A 15,426-nucleotide genomic window follows, 5' to 3' on the forward strand; every position below is an offset into this window, starting at 1 on the left:
CGGCGATTCGCACCCGATCCATCGCACGATCGGCCGACGCTGAGGCAGACTGACAGGGTGAAGATCACCACCCGCCGGGTCGCAACGGTCAAGACTCCGGTCTTGCCGAAGTTGACCCGATCGCCCGCCCGGGGCGCCCGGCTGCACCCGCACCGGCTTCCCGAGCGGCACCTGCGGTCCGAGACGACCGGCGACGGCGTCCCGCGCTGGATGGTCAAGGCCGGCGGCTGGTCGTGGCGTCTGCTCGTCGTGGTAGCCGTGGTGGCCCTGCTGGTGTGGGCGACGGCGAAGATCCAGCTCGTGTTCATCGCCGTCTTCATCGCCTTGGTGTTCTCGGCTGTGCTGCGCCCGTTCGTGAACCTCATGGACAGGGTGATGCCCCGCGGACTCGCCACCGCCCTGTCGATGCTCGGGGCTGTCCTGGTGATCGGTGGCATGGTCACCTACGTCGTCCGGTCGGTGACCGGGCAGTGGGAGCGGCTGTCCACTCAGTTCGCCGACGGCATCGACGAACTCTTCAACCTGGCCGCCAATCTGCCGTTCGGGATCTCCATCACCGCCGAGCAGTTGCGGGAGTGGTCCGACGCCGGGCTGCAGTGGATCCAGGAGAATCAGTCCGAGCTCCTCGACCGGGCCGCTGAAGGTGCGGGATCGGTGGTGGAGACGTTCGCCATCATGGCGTTGGCCACCTTCACGACCGTGTTCTTCCTGGCGCGCGGGAACGAGATGTGGCGCTGGTTCATCAACCAGTTGCCCTCACGGCTGCGCGAGAAGTGGCTGATCGCCGGCGGAGTCGGCTGGTACACGTTCTCCGGCTACGCACGCGGCACCGTCATCATCGCCCTGGTCGACGGGATACTCGCCCTGATCGTGCTGCTGATCGCCGGGGTGCCGCTCGCCGCTCCGCTGGCTGTGCTGGTGTTCATCGGTGCGTTCATTCCACTGGTCGGTGCCCCGGCGGCGATGATCGTGGCGATGATCGTGGCGCTCGCCGTGAACGGCTTCTGGAACGCGGTGATCGTCGGGATCGCGATCGCGTTGATCGGGCAGTTCGAAGGGCACGTGCTGCAGCCGCTGGTGATGGGGAAGCAGGTCTCCCTGCACCCGGTGGCGGTGGCCCTGGCCGTCACCTCCGGCACGCTGGTGGCGGGGATCCTGGGAGCGATCATCGTCATCCCGATCGTCGCAGTGATCTGGGCTGTGTACGCCCGGCTGCGTACCGTGGACCCACCGATGGAGGACGTCGAAGAACCGGACGTCCTCCCCCGGTCGTGACAGCCAGCGAGCTGGTCGCCGCACGGGACTCCCCACGAGGCGAGGTCGCGCTGCTACGCCGCGGGCGGACGCTCGAGCTGCGTGTGAACGGGGTGTTCGTGATGGACACCGCCGAGACCTCCACCGAGCGTGCGCTCGCCGATGCGGCACTGGCCCAGGCTCCGCAGGCGTCCTCGGTGTTGGTGGGCGGGCTGGGCCTGGGATACACCACGGCCGAGGTGCTCACGGATCCGCGGGTCGAGCACGTACAGGTGGCGGAGCTGGAGCCGGCGGTGGTCGACTGGATGGCGCAAGGGTATGTCCCGCACGGCCCGCAGCTGCTGGCCGACGACCGGGTCGAGGTCGCTGTGGCCGACCTGGCGGACGTGGTCGAGCACATTCCTTCTCATACGGTGGATGTGGCGTTGCTCGATGTCGACAACGGTCCCGGCTACCTCGTGTACGAGCGTAATGCCGCGCTGTACCGAGAGGGCTTCCTGGGCCAGGTGCGCCGGGTGCTGCGCCCGGGTGGCGTGGTCGTGGTGTGGGCTGCCAACCGTGCCATCGAACTGCGCCACGCTCTCACGAGCGTCTTCGGCCAGGCCCAGGAGACACCACTGCCCGTGCTGCTGCAGGGACGCGAGGAGCGTTACTGGCTGTACTCGGCACCGCTACCGGAAGTCCCGTGACCGGCTGGGCACCCGCAGGCTGAGCGGCTCGATCCGGTCGGCCATGAGGTTCGTGACGCCGTCGGCGTGCTCGACCACCCCACGCACCACCAGCGCGGCACTGCCCAGGGCGACCTTGCGGTAGCGCTGCCACAGCCCGGCCGAGCAGATCACGTTCAGCAGTCCGGTCTCGTCCTCCAGGGAGAGGAAGGTAACCCCCTTGGCAGTGCCTGGCCGTTGCCGATGGGTGACCACCCCGGCAGCCCGGACCCGGACACCGGATCCGGCTCCGGGCACGTCAGTGACCCGCAGCACCCCGGCCTCGTCCAGGTCGTCGCGGCGGAACTGCGTGGGGAACGACGACGGCGAGACCCCCGTGGCCCACACGTCCGCCACCGCTGTGGTCACCTCGTCCATCGCGGGCAGGTCTGGCACATCCAGCCCGACCGAGGTGAACGGCAAGGGCTCGGCGATCCACCCATGACTGGTCTTCCCGCTCTCCCCGGCGAGCGCCCCCGCCACCCACAACCCCTGGCGACGCTCGTGCCCCAGGTCTGCCAGGGCACCGGACGTGGCGAGCGCTTCCAGCTGGGCGGTACTCAACCGCACCCGGCGGGCCAGATCGGCGACATCGACGAACGGTGCCCGCTCCCGGGCGGTGACGATCCGCTCGGCGGTCTCCTCCCCCACACCCCGGACCGGGGCGAGGCCGAGGCGCAGGGCTAACGCTCCGCCGTCAGGGGTTGAGACCCGCTCCACACTGGCCTGGGCCTGGGATCGGACCACGCTCGCCCGCTCCACCCGCACCCCGCGGCGGCGGGCATCGGCCACCAGCGACTGCGGGGAGTAGAACCCCATCGGCTGGGCGGCGAGCAGACCGGCGTAGAAGGCCTCCGGATGGTGCACCTTGAGCCAGGCACTGGCGTAGACGAGGTAGGCGAAGGAAAACGCGTGCGACTCGGGGAAGCCGAAGTCGGCGAACGCCTTGAGCTTGTCGAAGATCTGCTCACCGACCTCGTGGCTCACCCCGTTGGCCGCCATGCCGCCCAGCAGCCGCTGGTGCAGGGCTTCCATCCGTTCCGCGGAGCGTTTGGATCCCATCGCCCGGCGCAGCTGGTCGGCTTCGTCCGGGGTGAAGGAGGCCACGTCGACGGCAATCTGCATGAGCTGTTCCTGGAACAGCGGCACGCCGAGGGTCTTCTCCAAGGCTGGTTTGAGCAGCGGGTGCAGGTAGCTGATCTGCCCAGGGTCGTTGCGGCGTTCGATATAGGGATGCACGGCATCGCCCTGGATGGGCCCAGGGCGGATGAGGGCCACCTCGACGACGATGTCGTAGAAGGTGCGGGGCTTCAGCCGCGGCAGGGTGGCCATCTGGGCGCGGGACTCCACCTGGAACACGCCGACGGTGTCGGCGGCGCAGAGCAGGTCGTACACCGCGGTGTCATCCTGCGGGAGCGAGTGCAGGCCGAGCTCGATCCCTTCCATCTCGCGGATCGTGGTGAACGCCAGCCGCAGCGCGGTGAGCATGCCGAGGCCGAGCAGGTCGAACTTCACCAGGCCGGCGTCGGCGCAGTCGTCCTTGTCCCACTGCAGCACGGTGCGCCCGGGCATCGTGGCCCACTCGACCGGGCACACGTCGATCACGGGCCGGTCGCACAGCACCATGCCACCGGAGTGGATGCCGAGGTGGCGGGGCAGACGCAGCATCTGCTCGGCGGTGTCGACGACGTGGGCTGGGATGGTCTCGAGGTCGTTGTCACGCTGGGAGCCACGCAGGGGGCCCCAGTGTTCGATGGACTTCGACCAGGCGTCCTGCTGCCCGGTCTCGTACCCGAAGGCGCGGGCGGCGTCCCGGACCGCGGAGCGGGGCCGGTAGGAGATGACGTTCGCGACCTGCGCGGCGTGGGTACGCCCGTAGCTGGTGTAGACGTGCTGGATGACCTCCTCCCGGCGGCCTGACTCGATGTCGAGGTCGATATCGGGCGGGCCGGTGCGGCCCGGGGAGAGGAAGCGTTCGAACAGCAGCTGATGCTGCACGGCGTCCACGGCGGTGATGCCGAGGGCGTAGCAGACGGCGGAGTTGGCGGCCGATCCGCGACCCTGGCAGAGGGTGCCCTCGCGGCGGCAGAAATCGACGATCTCGTGAATGATGAGGAAGTAGCCGGGGAAGTCCAGGGTGGTGATGATGTCGAGCTCGTAGGCGAGCTTGGCGTAGGCCGCGCGGGCCGTCTCGGGTGGGCCGTAGCGCTCCCGGGCGCCCCGGTAGGTGAGCTCACGCAACCAGGTGGCTTCGGTGTGACCAGCCGGCACGGGGCATGGCGGCAGGTGGGGGGCGACCAGGCGAAGGTCGAAGGTGCACTCGGCTGCCAGCGCGGCGGCCGTGGCCACGGCCTGGGGGTGGCGGTGGTGTCGGGCGTACATCTCGGCGGGGCTGCGCAGGTGGGAGCCGGCGGCTGGGAGGTAGCCGTCGAGTTCGTCGAGGCTGGACCGGGCACGGACGGCGGCCAGCACGTGGGCAAGTCGTTGGTCCGCGGGGGTGGCGCAGTGCACCCCGCCGGTGGCCACCAGCGGCAGCCGGGTGCGAGCCGCGAGTTCGGCGAGTGCGTCATTGCGGACGGAGTCGAGCGGGGCGCCGGTGTCGGTGATCTCGATGGCCACGTTCTCGGCGCCGAAGTAGTCGGTGAGGAGGTCGAGCTCGGAGCGGGCGGCGTCGAGGTCGAACCGGCCGGGTTCGGGTTCGAGGGCGCGGCGGACGGCGCCCTTGCGGCACCCGGTGAGCACCAGCCAGTTGCCTGCGGCGAGGTCGGCGAGCTCGGGCAGGTGGTAGACCGCCTCCCCCTTCGTGCCGCTGGCCAGGTGAGCGGTGGCGATGGACCGCGAGAGCCGCCGGTACCCTTCGGCGCCGCGGGCGAGCACGAGAAGGTGGGTTCCAGGCGGGTCGGGCATCCCGGTGGGGCGGACCGGGGCGTCCAGACTCAGCTCCGCGCCGTACATCGCGGGCAGCTTCGCGGCGCGGGCGGCCTCGGAGAAACGGACCACTCCGTACAAGCCGTTGTGATCGGTGAGCGCGATCGCACTCAGCCCGAGCCGGGCGGCCTCGATCACCAGCTCCTCCGGCTGGCTGGCGCCGTCGAGGAAGCTGAACGCCGAGTGGGCGTGCAGCTCGGCATACCCTTCGAACATACGTTCCAGTATAGGTGACGTGCAGCCTTGGGTCGGACTGCGGGCCCGGCCCCAACCCCGCCACCGCCAACACCCCGGCACACCACCCGACCCGCACCATCCCCCGAGAAATCATGCGCACGAGACTGCCGCAGGTCACCGCGGCACGGCAGACCTCCTATGGAAATCTCATACCGCAACCTCGGCGACACAGGATCGGGCGCTGCAGCCACCGGTAGCGGCAATGTGACCAACTGCACCACCCGGATCGACACGACGTCGCTCGTCCATCGGCCGTGCCACCAGTACCGTGAGCAGGTGACCTCTCCCCTGCCCGCCGGCGTCCTGTTCGACATGGACGGCACGCTCGTCGACACCGAACCGCACTGGCAGTCAGCTCAGGAGTCCCTCGCAGCGAGCGCCGGCACTGTCTGGTCCCAGGAGGACTTCGAGGCTTCGATCGGTCGCCCGATGGAGCGCTGGGCCACGATTCTCCGCGACCGCGGGGTCTCCGGGAGCATCGAGGAGATCATCAACCAGGCGGTGACCCACGTCTCGGCACAGATGCGGGCGGAGATGCCCTGGCTGCCCGGGGCGCGGGAACTGCTGACGGAGCTGGCCGCGGCCGGAGTGCCGTGCGCCTTGGTCACCAACAACACGAGCACCAATGCCGAGTTGCTGCTGGAGGCGGCTCCCCACGGTGCTCTCCGCCTGGCTGTCAGCTCGGACGACGTCAGCGCACCCAAGCCCGACCCGGAGCCTTACCTCACAGCAGCAACTCGCTTGGGGATCGACCCGGCCCGCAGCATCGCGTTCGAGGACTCCGCCGCCGGTGCCACCAGCGCCTACCGCGCGGGCCTGGCCGTCTGGTTCCTCACCGGCCACACCTCGGACCCGGGAATACCGGCCCGACTCCTGCCCTCCCTGGACTCGGTGACAACCGCGGACGTCCAGGCTGGGCTCGCACACACTGAGGGAACACCGCAGCACGCGTAGACCGGCAGACATATCTACCCGGTCGTTCGCCATCCATCCGGTCGTTCGCCCCGGACGAACTCGGCAGCGCACAAGGCACCGGCAGCCTACGATCACGTCATGGGTGAAGTCCTGCAGTTCCCCGGCCCCCGGCGCACCTCCCAGGTCACCGACAACCTACGAGCCCAGCGTCCGGCCCCCGGTCGATCCCGGCCGAAGCCGCTACGTCCACTGCTGTGGCGGGAGTCGCTGGGGCATGAGCTTCGCCGCGAGCGCCGCGACCAGGAACGACACCTCACCGATATCGCCGGGCAGGCGGGGATCTCCCCGCAGTACCTCTCCGAGGTGGAACGCGGCCGCAAGGAAGCGTCCTCGGAGATTCTCGCTGCCGTCGCCGAAGCGCTCGGCCTCGATCTCGCCACCCTCACCACACGCGCTTCGCACACGCTCGGCGGTGCGGCACCTCAGCTGCTGGCTGCAGTTGTCTGAGGAGACTCCACGACCGCCCCGCGCCAGGCCATCCTGGTCGCTTCTTCCTCACGCCGCTGACAGTTCCTTCCTGCTCGCCACCACCTCATCGGCCAACCCGTAGGCCACCGCCTGATCGCTGGTGAAGATCCTGTCCCTGGACGTATCTGCCTGCAGCACGTCCAGCGGCTGGCCCGTGTGGGCCGAGAGCACCTCGTCGACGGCGTGACGTAGCCGGGCGATCTCGGCCGCCTGGATCTGCAGGTCCGGGAGTGCCCCGCGCCCACCCATCGACGGCGGGTGCAGCAGTACCCGGGCGTGCGGGAGCACTCCCCGGCGTCCGGGTTCCCCTGCTGCGAGCAGTACGGCGGCACTGGAGGCCGCCTGCCCCACGCAGATCGTCGCAATCGGGGCACGGACGAACCGCATCGTGTCGTAGATGGCGAGCATCGCCGTCACCGAGCCGCCCGGCGAGTTGATGTAGAGGTTGATCTCACCGCCCGGGTCTGCCGACTCGAGATGGATGAGCTGAGCGATCACGGTGTTGGCCACCCCGTCGTCGATCTCGGTGCCGAGGAAGACGATGCGGTCTCCGAGCAGCCGGGAGTAGACATCGGCAGCGCGTTCACCGCTACTGGTGCGTTCGATCACGCTGGGGATCGTGTACTGGCCGGTCATCGCTGCGCCCCCAGTCCCGCCCGCCGGCGCCCCGGAATCACCTGAGCCATCGACGTGACGATCTCATCCACGAAGCCGTACTCGCGCGCCTGCTCGGCGGTGAACCACCGGTCCCGGTCGGAGTCGGCCTCGATCCGTTCGACCGGTTGCCCCGTGTGCTCGGCGATGAGCGCCAGCATCGTGGCCTTGGTGTGCTCAAGGTTCTCGGCCTGGATGGCGATGTCCACAGCGGTGCCCTGCAGTCCGGCCGATCCCTGGTGCATGAGGATGCGGGCATGCGGCAGGGCGTACCGCTTCCCCGGGGCGCCAGCGCACAGAAGAACCTGCCCCATACTCGCGGCCAGCCCCATCCCGAGCGTGATCACATCGTTGGGGATGAGCCGCATCGTGTCGTACATGGCCAGACCGGCCGGCACCGACCCTCCGGGTGAGTGGATGAGCAGGGCGATGTCCGCCGTCGGATCCTGAGCGGAGAGCAGGAGGAGCTGGCTGCACACTCGGGCGGCGAGGGAATCCTCGACCTCCTCGGAGATGACAATCACGCGTTGCTGCATCAACGCCTCGGCCAGCTGCTCGGTCATCGGTGGTGTCTCGGTCATGGCAGTCTCCGTTTCGTGGTGGAGCACCACCATGCGCACCTCACCCGCCCCTGCGGTGCCCATGCGTCTGCGGGCAGATCTGCTGTGAGCAGATCCAGCGACACCGCTGAACCTCTCTCCCGGCACGTCTCTGGATCCACGGCAGGCTCATCAGCACCGATCAGTCGTAGACCCCCTCAGCCCACCACTGCTCTCCGTCCCCGGAGATCAGCAGCGCGACCCCCTCCTCTCCCGCCACCTGCAGGTAGTACCGCGCACCTCTGCCTGCCCACCATCGCTCGTGCACCGGCCATGGACCCGCCCACCGGGACACCGCCAGACGGCGCGGCATCGCCTTCTCGCTGGGACACGGTGCCTGCCGTGCAGGGCGCCCTTGGCGCACAGGTGCCATCTCCACCCGGGCCGGCATCCCGGAGAGCGCACCACGATCATCGACCCCCACCGGCTCGCCCACCTCGTCCAGCACCCTGACCAGTACCGGCTCCGCGGGAACCGTGGCCGGCAGCGGCTGCGGGATCTGCCCCGGCCACGGCTGGGCAGGGTCCCGGACCGGGGTCACGTCGTCACCCCAGGCCACCAGCCGCACCCGGTCCCGCGGAGAGCGACCACCTTCGGGAACCGGAACGAGCACACCATCGGCGCCGAGCATCCCCTGCACCCGTAGTGCTGCCCGGCCTGCCTGCCGCTCCCCACGACCGACTCTCCCCCACAGGCCCTCGGCAACCGTGTTTGCGGGAGACACTTCCTCCGCGGTGAGGGTCAGGCGAGTCAGTGCTGCACTGGGCGGGCGACCGCTGCGGCCGCTGAGCCACCCGTCAAGCTGCCACCGCACCCGGTCGGTCAGCTCGGTGGCCGCCAGCACCCCCTCGATCCGCCAGGTGCGTTCCAGCTCAGCCCCGTCCTCCGTTCGCGCCCGCACCCGTAGGCGACCACAGAGCACCCCACGTCGCATCATCCGCGCATGTAGATCTTCGGCGAGCCGCCTGGCCGCGAAGGCGGCCGTGTCCATCCGCTGCGCGGGTGGGTCGAGTTCGGCCGCACTGGTCAGATCCGGCTCGCCCCGCCGTCCAGAAGGGGGGTGACCGTCCAGACCGGCCGCCAGTCGCCGAGCCTGAGACCCCAAGGCACCGAATCGGGCGGCGACCTGCCCCGAGCGCATCTGCGCCAACGCACCCAGGGTGGTGATTCCCAGTCGGCGCAGCACACCCGTGAACTCAGTCATCTCCGCCCGTGCCTGCCGGGTGGTGGTCACGTGCACGAGATCGCGCACGTCTCTACCGGCGAGGAAGGCAGCCGAGGCACCGGGAGGAACCAGCACTGACTCACGCGCGGCGATCAACGCGGCGAGTTGCCCGTCCGCCACCCCCACCTGCGCCTCGACCCCCGCGCTGGCTGCTGCCCCGATCAGAGTGTCCGCGACCGCCTCCTCCGAACCGAAATAACGGCGAGGCCCCTGGGCTGCGAGTACCACCACCCCAGGACGCATCACCTGCACCTGCGGCACGTCCCCTTCGACTGCCTGAACCACCGCCTCGAAAGCAGACACGTCCCGGCCTTCGTCCATCGGGACGAGCACGAGATCGGGGCACAAGGACTGCGCAGTCCTGCGGCGCTGCCCCCGGCGGACCCCGCTCGCCCGGGCACGAGCAGATGCCGCCACAACGCCCCGCGCATCGTGCACCGCGATGGGCTGGTGGGCCTGCACCAGCCCTTCCACCACGGCAGCGACCACCGGCCAGTCCGGCACCCAGAGGACGGCCAGCCGGGTCGCTGGCTCCTCCCGCCCAGCTGGGACGTGCTCTGACACTGCAGCACTCACTGCACTCACCCCGCTCGCACCAGTTCGCCCGGTCGTTGCATGTCAAGCGCCCGCAGTGCCGGGGCCTGCGCCGACTCCCATCCGTTCCCACTGCGGCGCGCGCGAACGACCAGCGACGCATCGCCCCGCCGGTGCCGTGCAGCGATGGTCACCTCACCGGAGTGCAGCATGCCGCTACCGCGTCCGATGCCGTACCAGCCACCCGGATCCACCTTGAGTACGACGTCGGCACCCGACCAGGGACCAGCGGTGAGCAGCACCGCCTCCCGTACCCGGACCCGTGAGCCGAGTGTGCGACGCTCCCGGTCGAGCAATGCGGTTGTGGAACCGACCACCAGCACGTCCACCCCGTCCACCAGGGCACCGAGCACTGCAGCCAGATCCGGCCCCGGGCGTGGGACCACGACCGTACGCTCCAGTGGTAGCCCCAGCTCGGCCGCAGCCGCGAGGCCCAGGTCTGGGAGCCCCACCATCGCGCACCATGCCCCCTCCCCGGCCGCCGCAGCCGCCAGGGAGAGCAGCACCGAGGTACTGCCCAGAACCTGCACCGCACTGCCCCGACGCATGCCTACCGGGAAAAGTGGAGCAAGGCCACCGGGGATGTCGACGGCTCGCTCCAGATCCACTCGCTGGTCGCTGTCGCGACCGCCCGGGTCGCTTTCCGCCGGCGGTGTCAACGGCACGACGTTCTCGGCTGATCCCAGCCGGGCGTGCACCCCCACCGCCGACTCGGCGGTGGCGAGCGCCCTCCGCGCTGCTTCCAGTCGTGTCGCCACTTCAGATGACTGATCCAGCTGTGGCCGCGACTGCACGGGCGGCGCAGGCGAGGACGGCATGGGCTCCATCACCGGTCTCACTGTGAGGCTCATCAGTCCCTCCCTTCTTCTGCGCTGCACGGTAGGAGCGACCACCGACATCGAACATCGGTTCGAACAAGTACACGTCGCCGGCCGGTTCCTGTCAAGACCTCCCAGGCCGGAGAGATCGTGCGCGACACACCACCGCCGATGTCCCGGCAGAGAACCCATGCAGGCGCGAAGCGTCGTAGGTTGGGACCGACGCCGTCGATCGGAAAGGACGTGTCATGGACCTGCAGCGCCCCGTGGCCCCGCACCCCTACGAGATCCTGCCCACCGTCCCCTCGTTCCCTCTGACCAGCCCGGACATCAGCGAGGGCGAACCGATGGACTCCCAGTTCGTAGCCGACGGGCAGAACACGTCCCCCACCCTGATCTGGAGCGACCTGCCCGAGGGCACCGAGGGACTGCTCGTCACCTGCTTCGACCCCGACGCCCCCACACCCGCCGGTTACTGGCACTGGACCGTGACCGACCTGGACTCCTCAGTCTCCACCCTGGAGCAGGGCGCCGGGGAGAGTGACCTCAGCCTGCCTGGTGCCGCATTCCACCTGCGCACCGACGGCGGAGCTTTCGCCTACGAGGGAGCCGCGCCTCCCCCAGGCGACCGCGCGCACCGGTACGTCTTCGCCGTGCACGCCCTCGACGTCCCCACGCTCGAGCTCACCAGTGAGGACAGCGCCACCAAGGCCTCGTTCCTGGCCCTGTTCCACACCCTCGGCCGTGGCACGCTGACCGCGACCTACCAGCGCTGATGCGGTTCGGCACCCTCGACTGGTCCCCTGCTCTGGACCACCCGCACCTGCTGGCGGCGCCGGTGCGCCAGGCACTGGAGGCCTGGGCGCAGAACTCGCCGGACGCCGTCGGGCAGGTGCTGGTGGCGCCGATCGATCCGGACCGGGCAGACACCGCCGACATGACGGCCACCTACGAACTGCCGCTGGAGGCCTCGGCCAACTGCGTGCTGGTGGCCGGTAAACGCAACGGCGAGGAGCGCCTCGCCGCGGCCATCGTGCGTGCCACCACCCGGGCGGACGTGAACTCCACCATCAAGAAGCTGCTGGACGTGCGCAAGGCCTCGTTCCTGCCCACCGACCGGGCGGTGGCCGAGGCCGGGATGGAGTACGGCGGTATCACGCCCATCGGACTGCCCGGCCAGTACCGAGTGCTGCTGGACACCCGCACCACGGCGAGCCCGGCGATCATCGGCAGCGGCATCCGCGGCTCGAAGATCTTGCTGCCCGGTGAGGTGCTCGCCGAACTGCCGGGGTCTGAGATCGTGGCGGGGCTCGCGAAGGAGTAAGAGGTTCCACCGGTATCGGGCGCCGCACAGCAAGCATCGCCCTCCTGGCGGAACCTCTCACGCTCACACTGAGAAGTACTTCGCCTCCGGATGGTGGAAGACCACCGCATCGGTGGACTGCTCCGGGTGCAACTGCAGCTCTTCGCTCAGCGTCACCCCGATCCGTTCCGGACGGAGCAGCTCGATGATCTTCGCCCGGTCCTCCAGGTCCGGGCAGGCCGGGTAGCCGAAGGAGTACCGCGCGCCCCGGTAGTCCACCTTGAACATGCCCTCCAGATCGGCCGGGTCCTCCCCGGCGAACCCGAGCTCGGCACGTACCCGCGCGTGCCAGTACTCCGCGAGCGCCTCGGTCAACTGGACCGAAAGTCCGTGCAACTCCAGGTACTCGCGGTAGGCATTCTGCTCGAACAGCTGCGCCGTGTGCTCGGCCACGCCGGAACCCACGGTGACCAGCTGCACCCCGAGCACATCGGTCTCACCCGCCGCACGCGGCCGCACGAAGTCGGCCAGGCACAGGTGCCGGTCGCGTCGCTGCCTGGGGAAGGTGAAACGCATCCGTTCGGTCCCCGGCTCGCCGCCACTACCGCCGTCGGGACCCTCGTGGTGCAGCAGCACCACATCGTCCCCCTCGGCGACCACCGGAAAGTACCCGTACACCACCGATGGGGTGAGCATGTCCTCGGTGGCAATCCTGGCCATCCACTCCCGCAGCCGCGGACGCCCCTCGGTCTCGACCAGTTCCTCATAAGAGGAACCGCCCTCCCCGCGGCCGGGCTTGAGGCCCCACTGGCCCATGAACGTGGCCCGTTCGTCCAGGAACGCAGAGTACTCGGCGAGCGCGATGCCCTTGACGATGCGCGTTCCCCAGAACGGCGGCTCCGGCACCCGGTTGTCGGTCGCCACGTCCGAGCGCTCGGGCAGGTCCTCGGCCGGGGTTTCGTCCACGGTCACCTGCGCGTGGCGGCGCTTCTTCAGAGCGGGGAGCCCGACGGCGTCCGCCGCCTCTCCCCGGGCGACCCGCACGAGGGGCTCCATCAGGCGCAGCCCTTCGAAGGCGTCGCGGGCGTAGCGCACCTGCCCGTCGTAGACCTCGTCCAGATCGTCCTCGACGTAGACGCGCGTCAGCGCCGCACCCCCGAGCAGCACCGGGTACTTTGCGGCGAGCCCCCGGGTATTGAGCTCCTCCAGGTTCTCCTTCATCACCACAGTCGACTTCACCAGTAGCCCGCTCATGCCGATCACGTCGGCCTGGTGCTCCTCGGCGGCCTCGATGAATGCTGACACCGGCTGCTTGATGCCGATGTTGACCACCGTGAAGCCGTTGTTGGTCAGGATGATGTCCACGAGGTTCTTGCCGATATCGTGCACGTCCCCACGGACGGTACCGAGCACGATGGTGCCCTTCCCCCCGCCCTCTTCGACCTTCTCCATATGGGGTTCGAGGTGGGCCACGGCGGTCTTCATCGTCTCGGCGGAGGTCAGCACGAACGGCAGCTGCATCTCCCCCGCGCCGAACCGCTCTCCGACCACCTTCATCCCGGCGAGCAGCTGGTCGTTGACGATGTCCAGCGCCTTCCACCCCTGCTCCAGCGCGGCGTCAAGATCCGCGTGCAGGCCCTTCATCTCGCCGTCGATGATGCGGCGGGCGAGGCGTTCGTCCAGGGGCAGCGCGGCCAGCTCGGCGGCGCGGGCGTCCTTCAGTGCTGCCGAGTCCACCCCGGAGAAGACGTCCAGCAGGTGCGCGAGCGGGTCATGGGTGAGCTGGTCACCGTCGTAGGTGCGCCGGTCCCACACCAGATCCTCGGCGGCCTGTCGCTGCTCGTCGGGGATCTGCGCCAGCGGCAGGATCTTCGCGGCGTGCACGATCGCCGAGTCCAGCCCGGCCTCGACGGCGGCGTGCAGGAACACCGAGTTCAGCACCACCCGGGCGGCCGGGTTGAGCCCGAAGGAGATGTTCGAGACTCCCAGGGTGGTGTGCACGGCCGGGTAGCGGCGCTTGAGCTCCCTGATCGCCTCGATCGTCTCGATCGCATCTCGCCGGGTCTCCTCCTGCCCGGTGGCGATCGGGAAGGTCAGGGTGTCGACGATGATGTCCTCCACCGCCATCCCCCAGCGGCCGGTGAGGTCCTCGATGAGGCGGGAGGCGATCTCCACCTTCTTCGCGGCGGTGCGCGCCTGCCCCTCCTCGTCGATCGTCAGGGCCACGACGGCGGCTCCGTGCTCGACCACGTGAGGCATGATCTTCGCGTACCGGGAGTCCGGACCGTCACCGTCCTCGAAGTTCACCGAGTTCACCACGGCCCGCCCGCCCACCAGTTCCAGCCCGGCACCGATCACGGCCGGTTCGGTGGAGTCGATCACCAGCGGCAGCGTGGAGGCGCTCGCCAACCGGGAGACCACGTCGCGGATGTCGGCCACGCCGTCACGGCCCACGTAGTCCACGCACACATCCAGCAGGTGCGCACCGTCGCGGGTCTGCGCCCGGGCGATCTGGACGCACTCGTCCCAGTTCTCGGCGAGCATCGCCTCCCGGAACGCCTTGGAGCCATTGGCGTTGGTACGCTCGCCGATGGCCAGGAAGGCGGCGTCCTGGTCGAAGTCGGTGTGGGCATACAGGCTCGCCACCCCGTGGGTGGGCTCGGGCTCCCGGGTGACGACGGCCCTGCCCCGGACCTTCTCCACCACCGCCCGCAGGTGCTCAGGTGTCGTCCCGCAGCAGCCACCCACGAGGTTGAGCCCGAACTCGCCGACGAACTGCTCGTGGGCGGCGGCGAGCTCGTCCGGGGTGAGCGGGTACTCGGCGCCGTGCTTGCCCAGCACCGGCAATCCGGCGTTGGGCATGCAGGTGATCGGCACCGGGGAGTGCTTGGACAGGTGGCGCAGGTGCTCGCTCATCTCCGCCGGACCGGTGGCGCAGTTCAGGCCGATCGCGTCGATGCCCAGGGCGGCCAGGGTGGTCAGGGCCGCTCCGATCTCGGATCCCATCAGCATCGTGCCGGTGGTCTCGACCGTGACCTGGGCGAAGATCGGCACCTCGAGGCCGGTCTCGCGCTGGGCCTGCTTGCAGGCGTTGATCGCGGCCTTGGTCTGCAGCAGGTCCTGGCTGGTCTCCACCAGCAGCGCATCAGCACCACCACGGATCAGTCCCGCCGCTTGCTGCGCGAAGGAGGCCTTCAGGGAGGCATAGGTGACGTGCCCGAGGCTGGGCAGCTTGGTGCCCGGGCCCATGGAGCCGAGGACCCAGCGCGGATGGTCGGGCGTGGAGTGCTTCTCGGCGCTGCGCCGCGCGATCACGGCCCCGGCCTCGGCGAGCTCGCCGATGCGCTCGATGATGTCGTAGTCGCCCAGGTTGGAGGCGTTCGCGCCGAAGGTGTTGGTCTCCACGCAGTCGACCCCGACGGCGAAGAACTCCGCGTGCAGGGACTCGATCACCTCGGGACGGGTGACGTTGAGGATCTCGTTGCAGCCTTCCAGGCCCTGGAAGTCCTCGAGGGTGAGCCCCGCGTCCTGGATCATCGTGCCCATCGCGCCGTCAGCGACCACCACCCGGCAGCGCATGGTCTCGAGCAGAGCGGCGGAACGGGGTGGGCGCATGGGAAAAGTGTAGGGATCGATACCCCCGCCCCGGCACCGAGTCTGGGAT

12 protein-coding genes are annotated in these 15,426 nt (G+C 69.5%); 6 read left to right on the forward strand and 6 right to left on the reverse strand.

Going from position 1 to position 15,426, the window contains the following annotated elements:
* The first annotated feature begins 57 nt into the window (after window positions 1–57).
* Both FV560_RS15015 and FV560_RS15020 read left to right on the forward strand, forming a co-directional pair.
* Window positions 58–1,275 (forward strand): AI-2E family transporter, encoded by a 1,218-nt coding sequence (locus FV560_RS15015; protein ID WP_235020150.1) that lies wholly within the window; start codon window positions 58–60, stop codon window positions 1,273–1,275.
* Window positions 1,272–1,943: a spermidine synthase gene (locus tag FV560_RS15020; protein WP_200837720.1), complete on the forward strand. Its 672-nt coding sequence runs from the start codon at window positions 1,272–1,274 to the stop codon at window positions 1,941–1,943. Before FV560_RS15015 ends, FV560_RS15020 begins: the two co-directional genes overlap by 4 nt.
* Here the strand turns inward: FV560_RS15020 and FV560_RS15025 are convergent.
* Complete coding sequence (locus FV560_RS15025) at window positions 1,926–5,105, reverse strand: error-prone DNA polymerase (protein WP_159622367.1); 3,180 nt, start codon at window positions 5,103–5,105, stop codon at window positions 1,926–1,928. The genes FV560_RS15020 and FV560_RS15025 overlap by 18 nt on opposite strands.
* A 297-nt stretch (window positions 5,106–5,402) precedes the next feature.
* Between FV560_RS15025 and FV560_RS15030 the strand changes: the two genes are divergently transcribed.
* Both FV560_RS15030 and FV560_RS15035 read left to right on the forward strand, forming a co-directional pair.
* The gene (locus FV560_RS15030; RefSeq protein ID WP_159622368.1) at window positions 5,403–6,080 is read left to right on the forward strand and encodes an HAD family hydrolase; all 678 of its coding nucleotides are present in this window, start codon (window positions 5,403–5,405) and stop codon (window positions 6,078–6,080) included.
* A gap of 99 nt (window positions 6,081–6,179) precedes the next feature.
* Window positions 6,180–6,548: a helix-turn-helix domain-containing protein gene (locus FV560_RS15035; protein WP_159622369.1), complete on the forward strand. Its 369-nt coding sequence runs from the start codon at window positions 6,180–6,182 to the stop codon at window positions 6,546–6,548.
* Window positions 6,549–6,596: 48 nt separating this feature from the next.
* Here the strand turns inward: FV560_RS15035 and FV560_RS15040 are convergent, their stop codons facing one another.
* From FV560_RS15040 to FV560_RS15055, 4 genes are all read right to left on the reverse strand, one after another.
* Complete coding sequence (locus FV560_RS15040) at window positions 6,597–7,205, reverse strand: ClpP family protease (protein ID WP_159622370.1); 609 nt, start codon at window positions 7,203–7,205, stop codon at window positions 6,597–6,599.
* Window positions 7,202–7,804, reverse strand: coding sequence for a ClpP family protease (locus FV560_RS15045; protein WP_159622371.1), 603 nt, complete (start codon window positions 7,802–7,804; stop codon window positions 7,202–7,204). Before FV560_RS15045 ends, FV560_RS15040 begins: the two co-directional genes overlap by 4 nt.
* Window positions 7,805–7,964: 160 nt before the next feature.
* Entirely contained in the window at window positions 7,965–9,623 is a 1,659-nt protein-coding gene (locus FV560_RS15050) for a DNA polymerase Y family protein (protein ID WP_235020151.1), read from the reverse strand.
* Between the two features lie 5 nt (window positions 9,624–9,628).
* On the reverse strand, window positions 9,629–10,492 hold the full coding sequence (locus FV560_RS15055) for a hypothetical protein (protein ID WP_159622372.1): 864 nt from the start codon (window positions 10,490–10,492) through the stop codon (window positions 9,629–9,631).
* Between the two features lie 215 nt (window positions 10,493–10,707).
* Here FV560_RS15055 and FV560_RS15060 point away from each other — a divergent pair, with 215 nt between their 5' ends.
* Both FV560_RS15060 and FV560_RS15065 read left to right on the forward strand, forming a co-directional pair.
* A complete protein-coding gene (locus FV560_RS15060) occupies window positions 10,708–11,235 on the forward strand; it encodes a YbhB/YbcL family Raf kinase inhibitor-like protein (RefSeq protein WP_159622373.1) in 528 nt (175 codons plus the stop codon).
* Window positions 11,235–11,783 carry a YbaK/EbsC family protein gene (locus FV560_RS15065; RefSeq protein WP_159622374.1) on the forward strand — a complete coding sequence of 183 codons (549 nt, stop codon included), beginning with the start codon at window positions 11,235–11,237 and terminating at the stop codon, window positions 11,781–11,783. The genes FV560_RS15060 and FV560_RS15065 overlap by 1 nt, the downstream gene beginning before the upstream one ends.
* A gap of 63 nt (window positions 11,784–11,846) precedes the next feature.
* Here the strand turns inward: FV560_RS15065 and metH are convergent, their stop codons facing one another.
* Window positions 11,847–15,377 (reverse strand): methionine synthase, encoded by a 3,531-nt coding sequence (gene metH / locus FV560_RS15070; RefSeq protein ID WP_159622375.1) that lies wholly within the window; start codon window positions 15,375–15,377, stop codon window positions 11,847–11,849.
* Between the last annotated feature and the right edge of the window lie 49 nt (window positions 15,378–15,426).

It is taken from the genome of Ruania rhizosphaerae, assembly GCF_009805705.1.
GTDB classification, from domain to species: domain Bacteria; phylum Actinomycetota; class Actinomycetes; order Actinomycetales; family Beutenbergiaceae; genus Ruania; species Ruania rhizosphaerae.

Bases quoted from the DNA above. Each gene is read 5' to 3' on its own strand.
- FV560_RS15060 (WP_159622373.1), top strand. From the start codon at position 10,708: ATGGACCTGCAGCGCCCCGTGGCCCCGCACCCCTACGAGATCCTGCCC.
- FV560_RS15035 (WP_159622369.1), top strand. From the start codon at position 6,180: ATGGGTGAAGTCCTGCAGTTCCCCGGCCCCCGGCGCACCTCCCAGGTC.
- FV560_RS15040 (WP_159622370.1), bottom strand. From the start codon at position 7,205: ATGACCGGCCAGTACACGATCCCCAGCGTGATCGAACGCACCAGTAGC.
- FV560_RS15055 (WP_159622372.1), bottom strand. From the start codon at position 10,492: ATGAGCCTCACAGTGAGACCGGTGATGGAGCCCATGCCGTCCTCGCCT.
- FV560_RS15025 (WP_159622367.1), bottom strand. From the start codon at position 5,105: ATGTTCGAAGGGTATGCCGAGCTGCACGCCCACTCGGCGTTCAGCTTC.
- FV560_RS15045 (WP_159622371.1), bottom strand. From the start codon at position 7,804: ATGACCGAGACACCACCGATGACCGAGCAGCTGGCCGAGGCGTTGATG.
- FV560_RS15065 (WP_159622374.1), top strand. From the start codon at position 11,235: ATGCGGTTCGGCACCCTCGACTGGTCCCCTGCTCTGGACCACCCGCAC.
- metH (WP_159622375.1), bottom strand. From the start codon at position 15,377: ATGCGCCCACCCCGTTCCGCCGCTCTGCTCGAGACCATGCGCTGCCGG.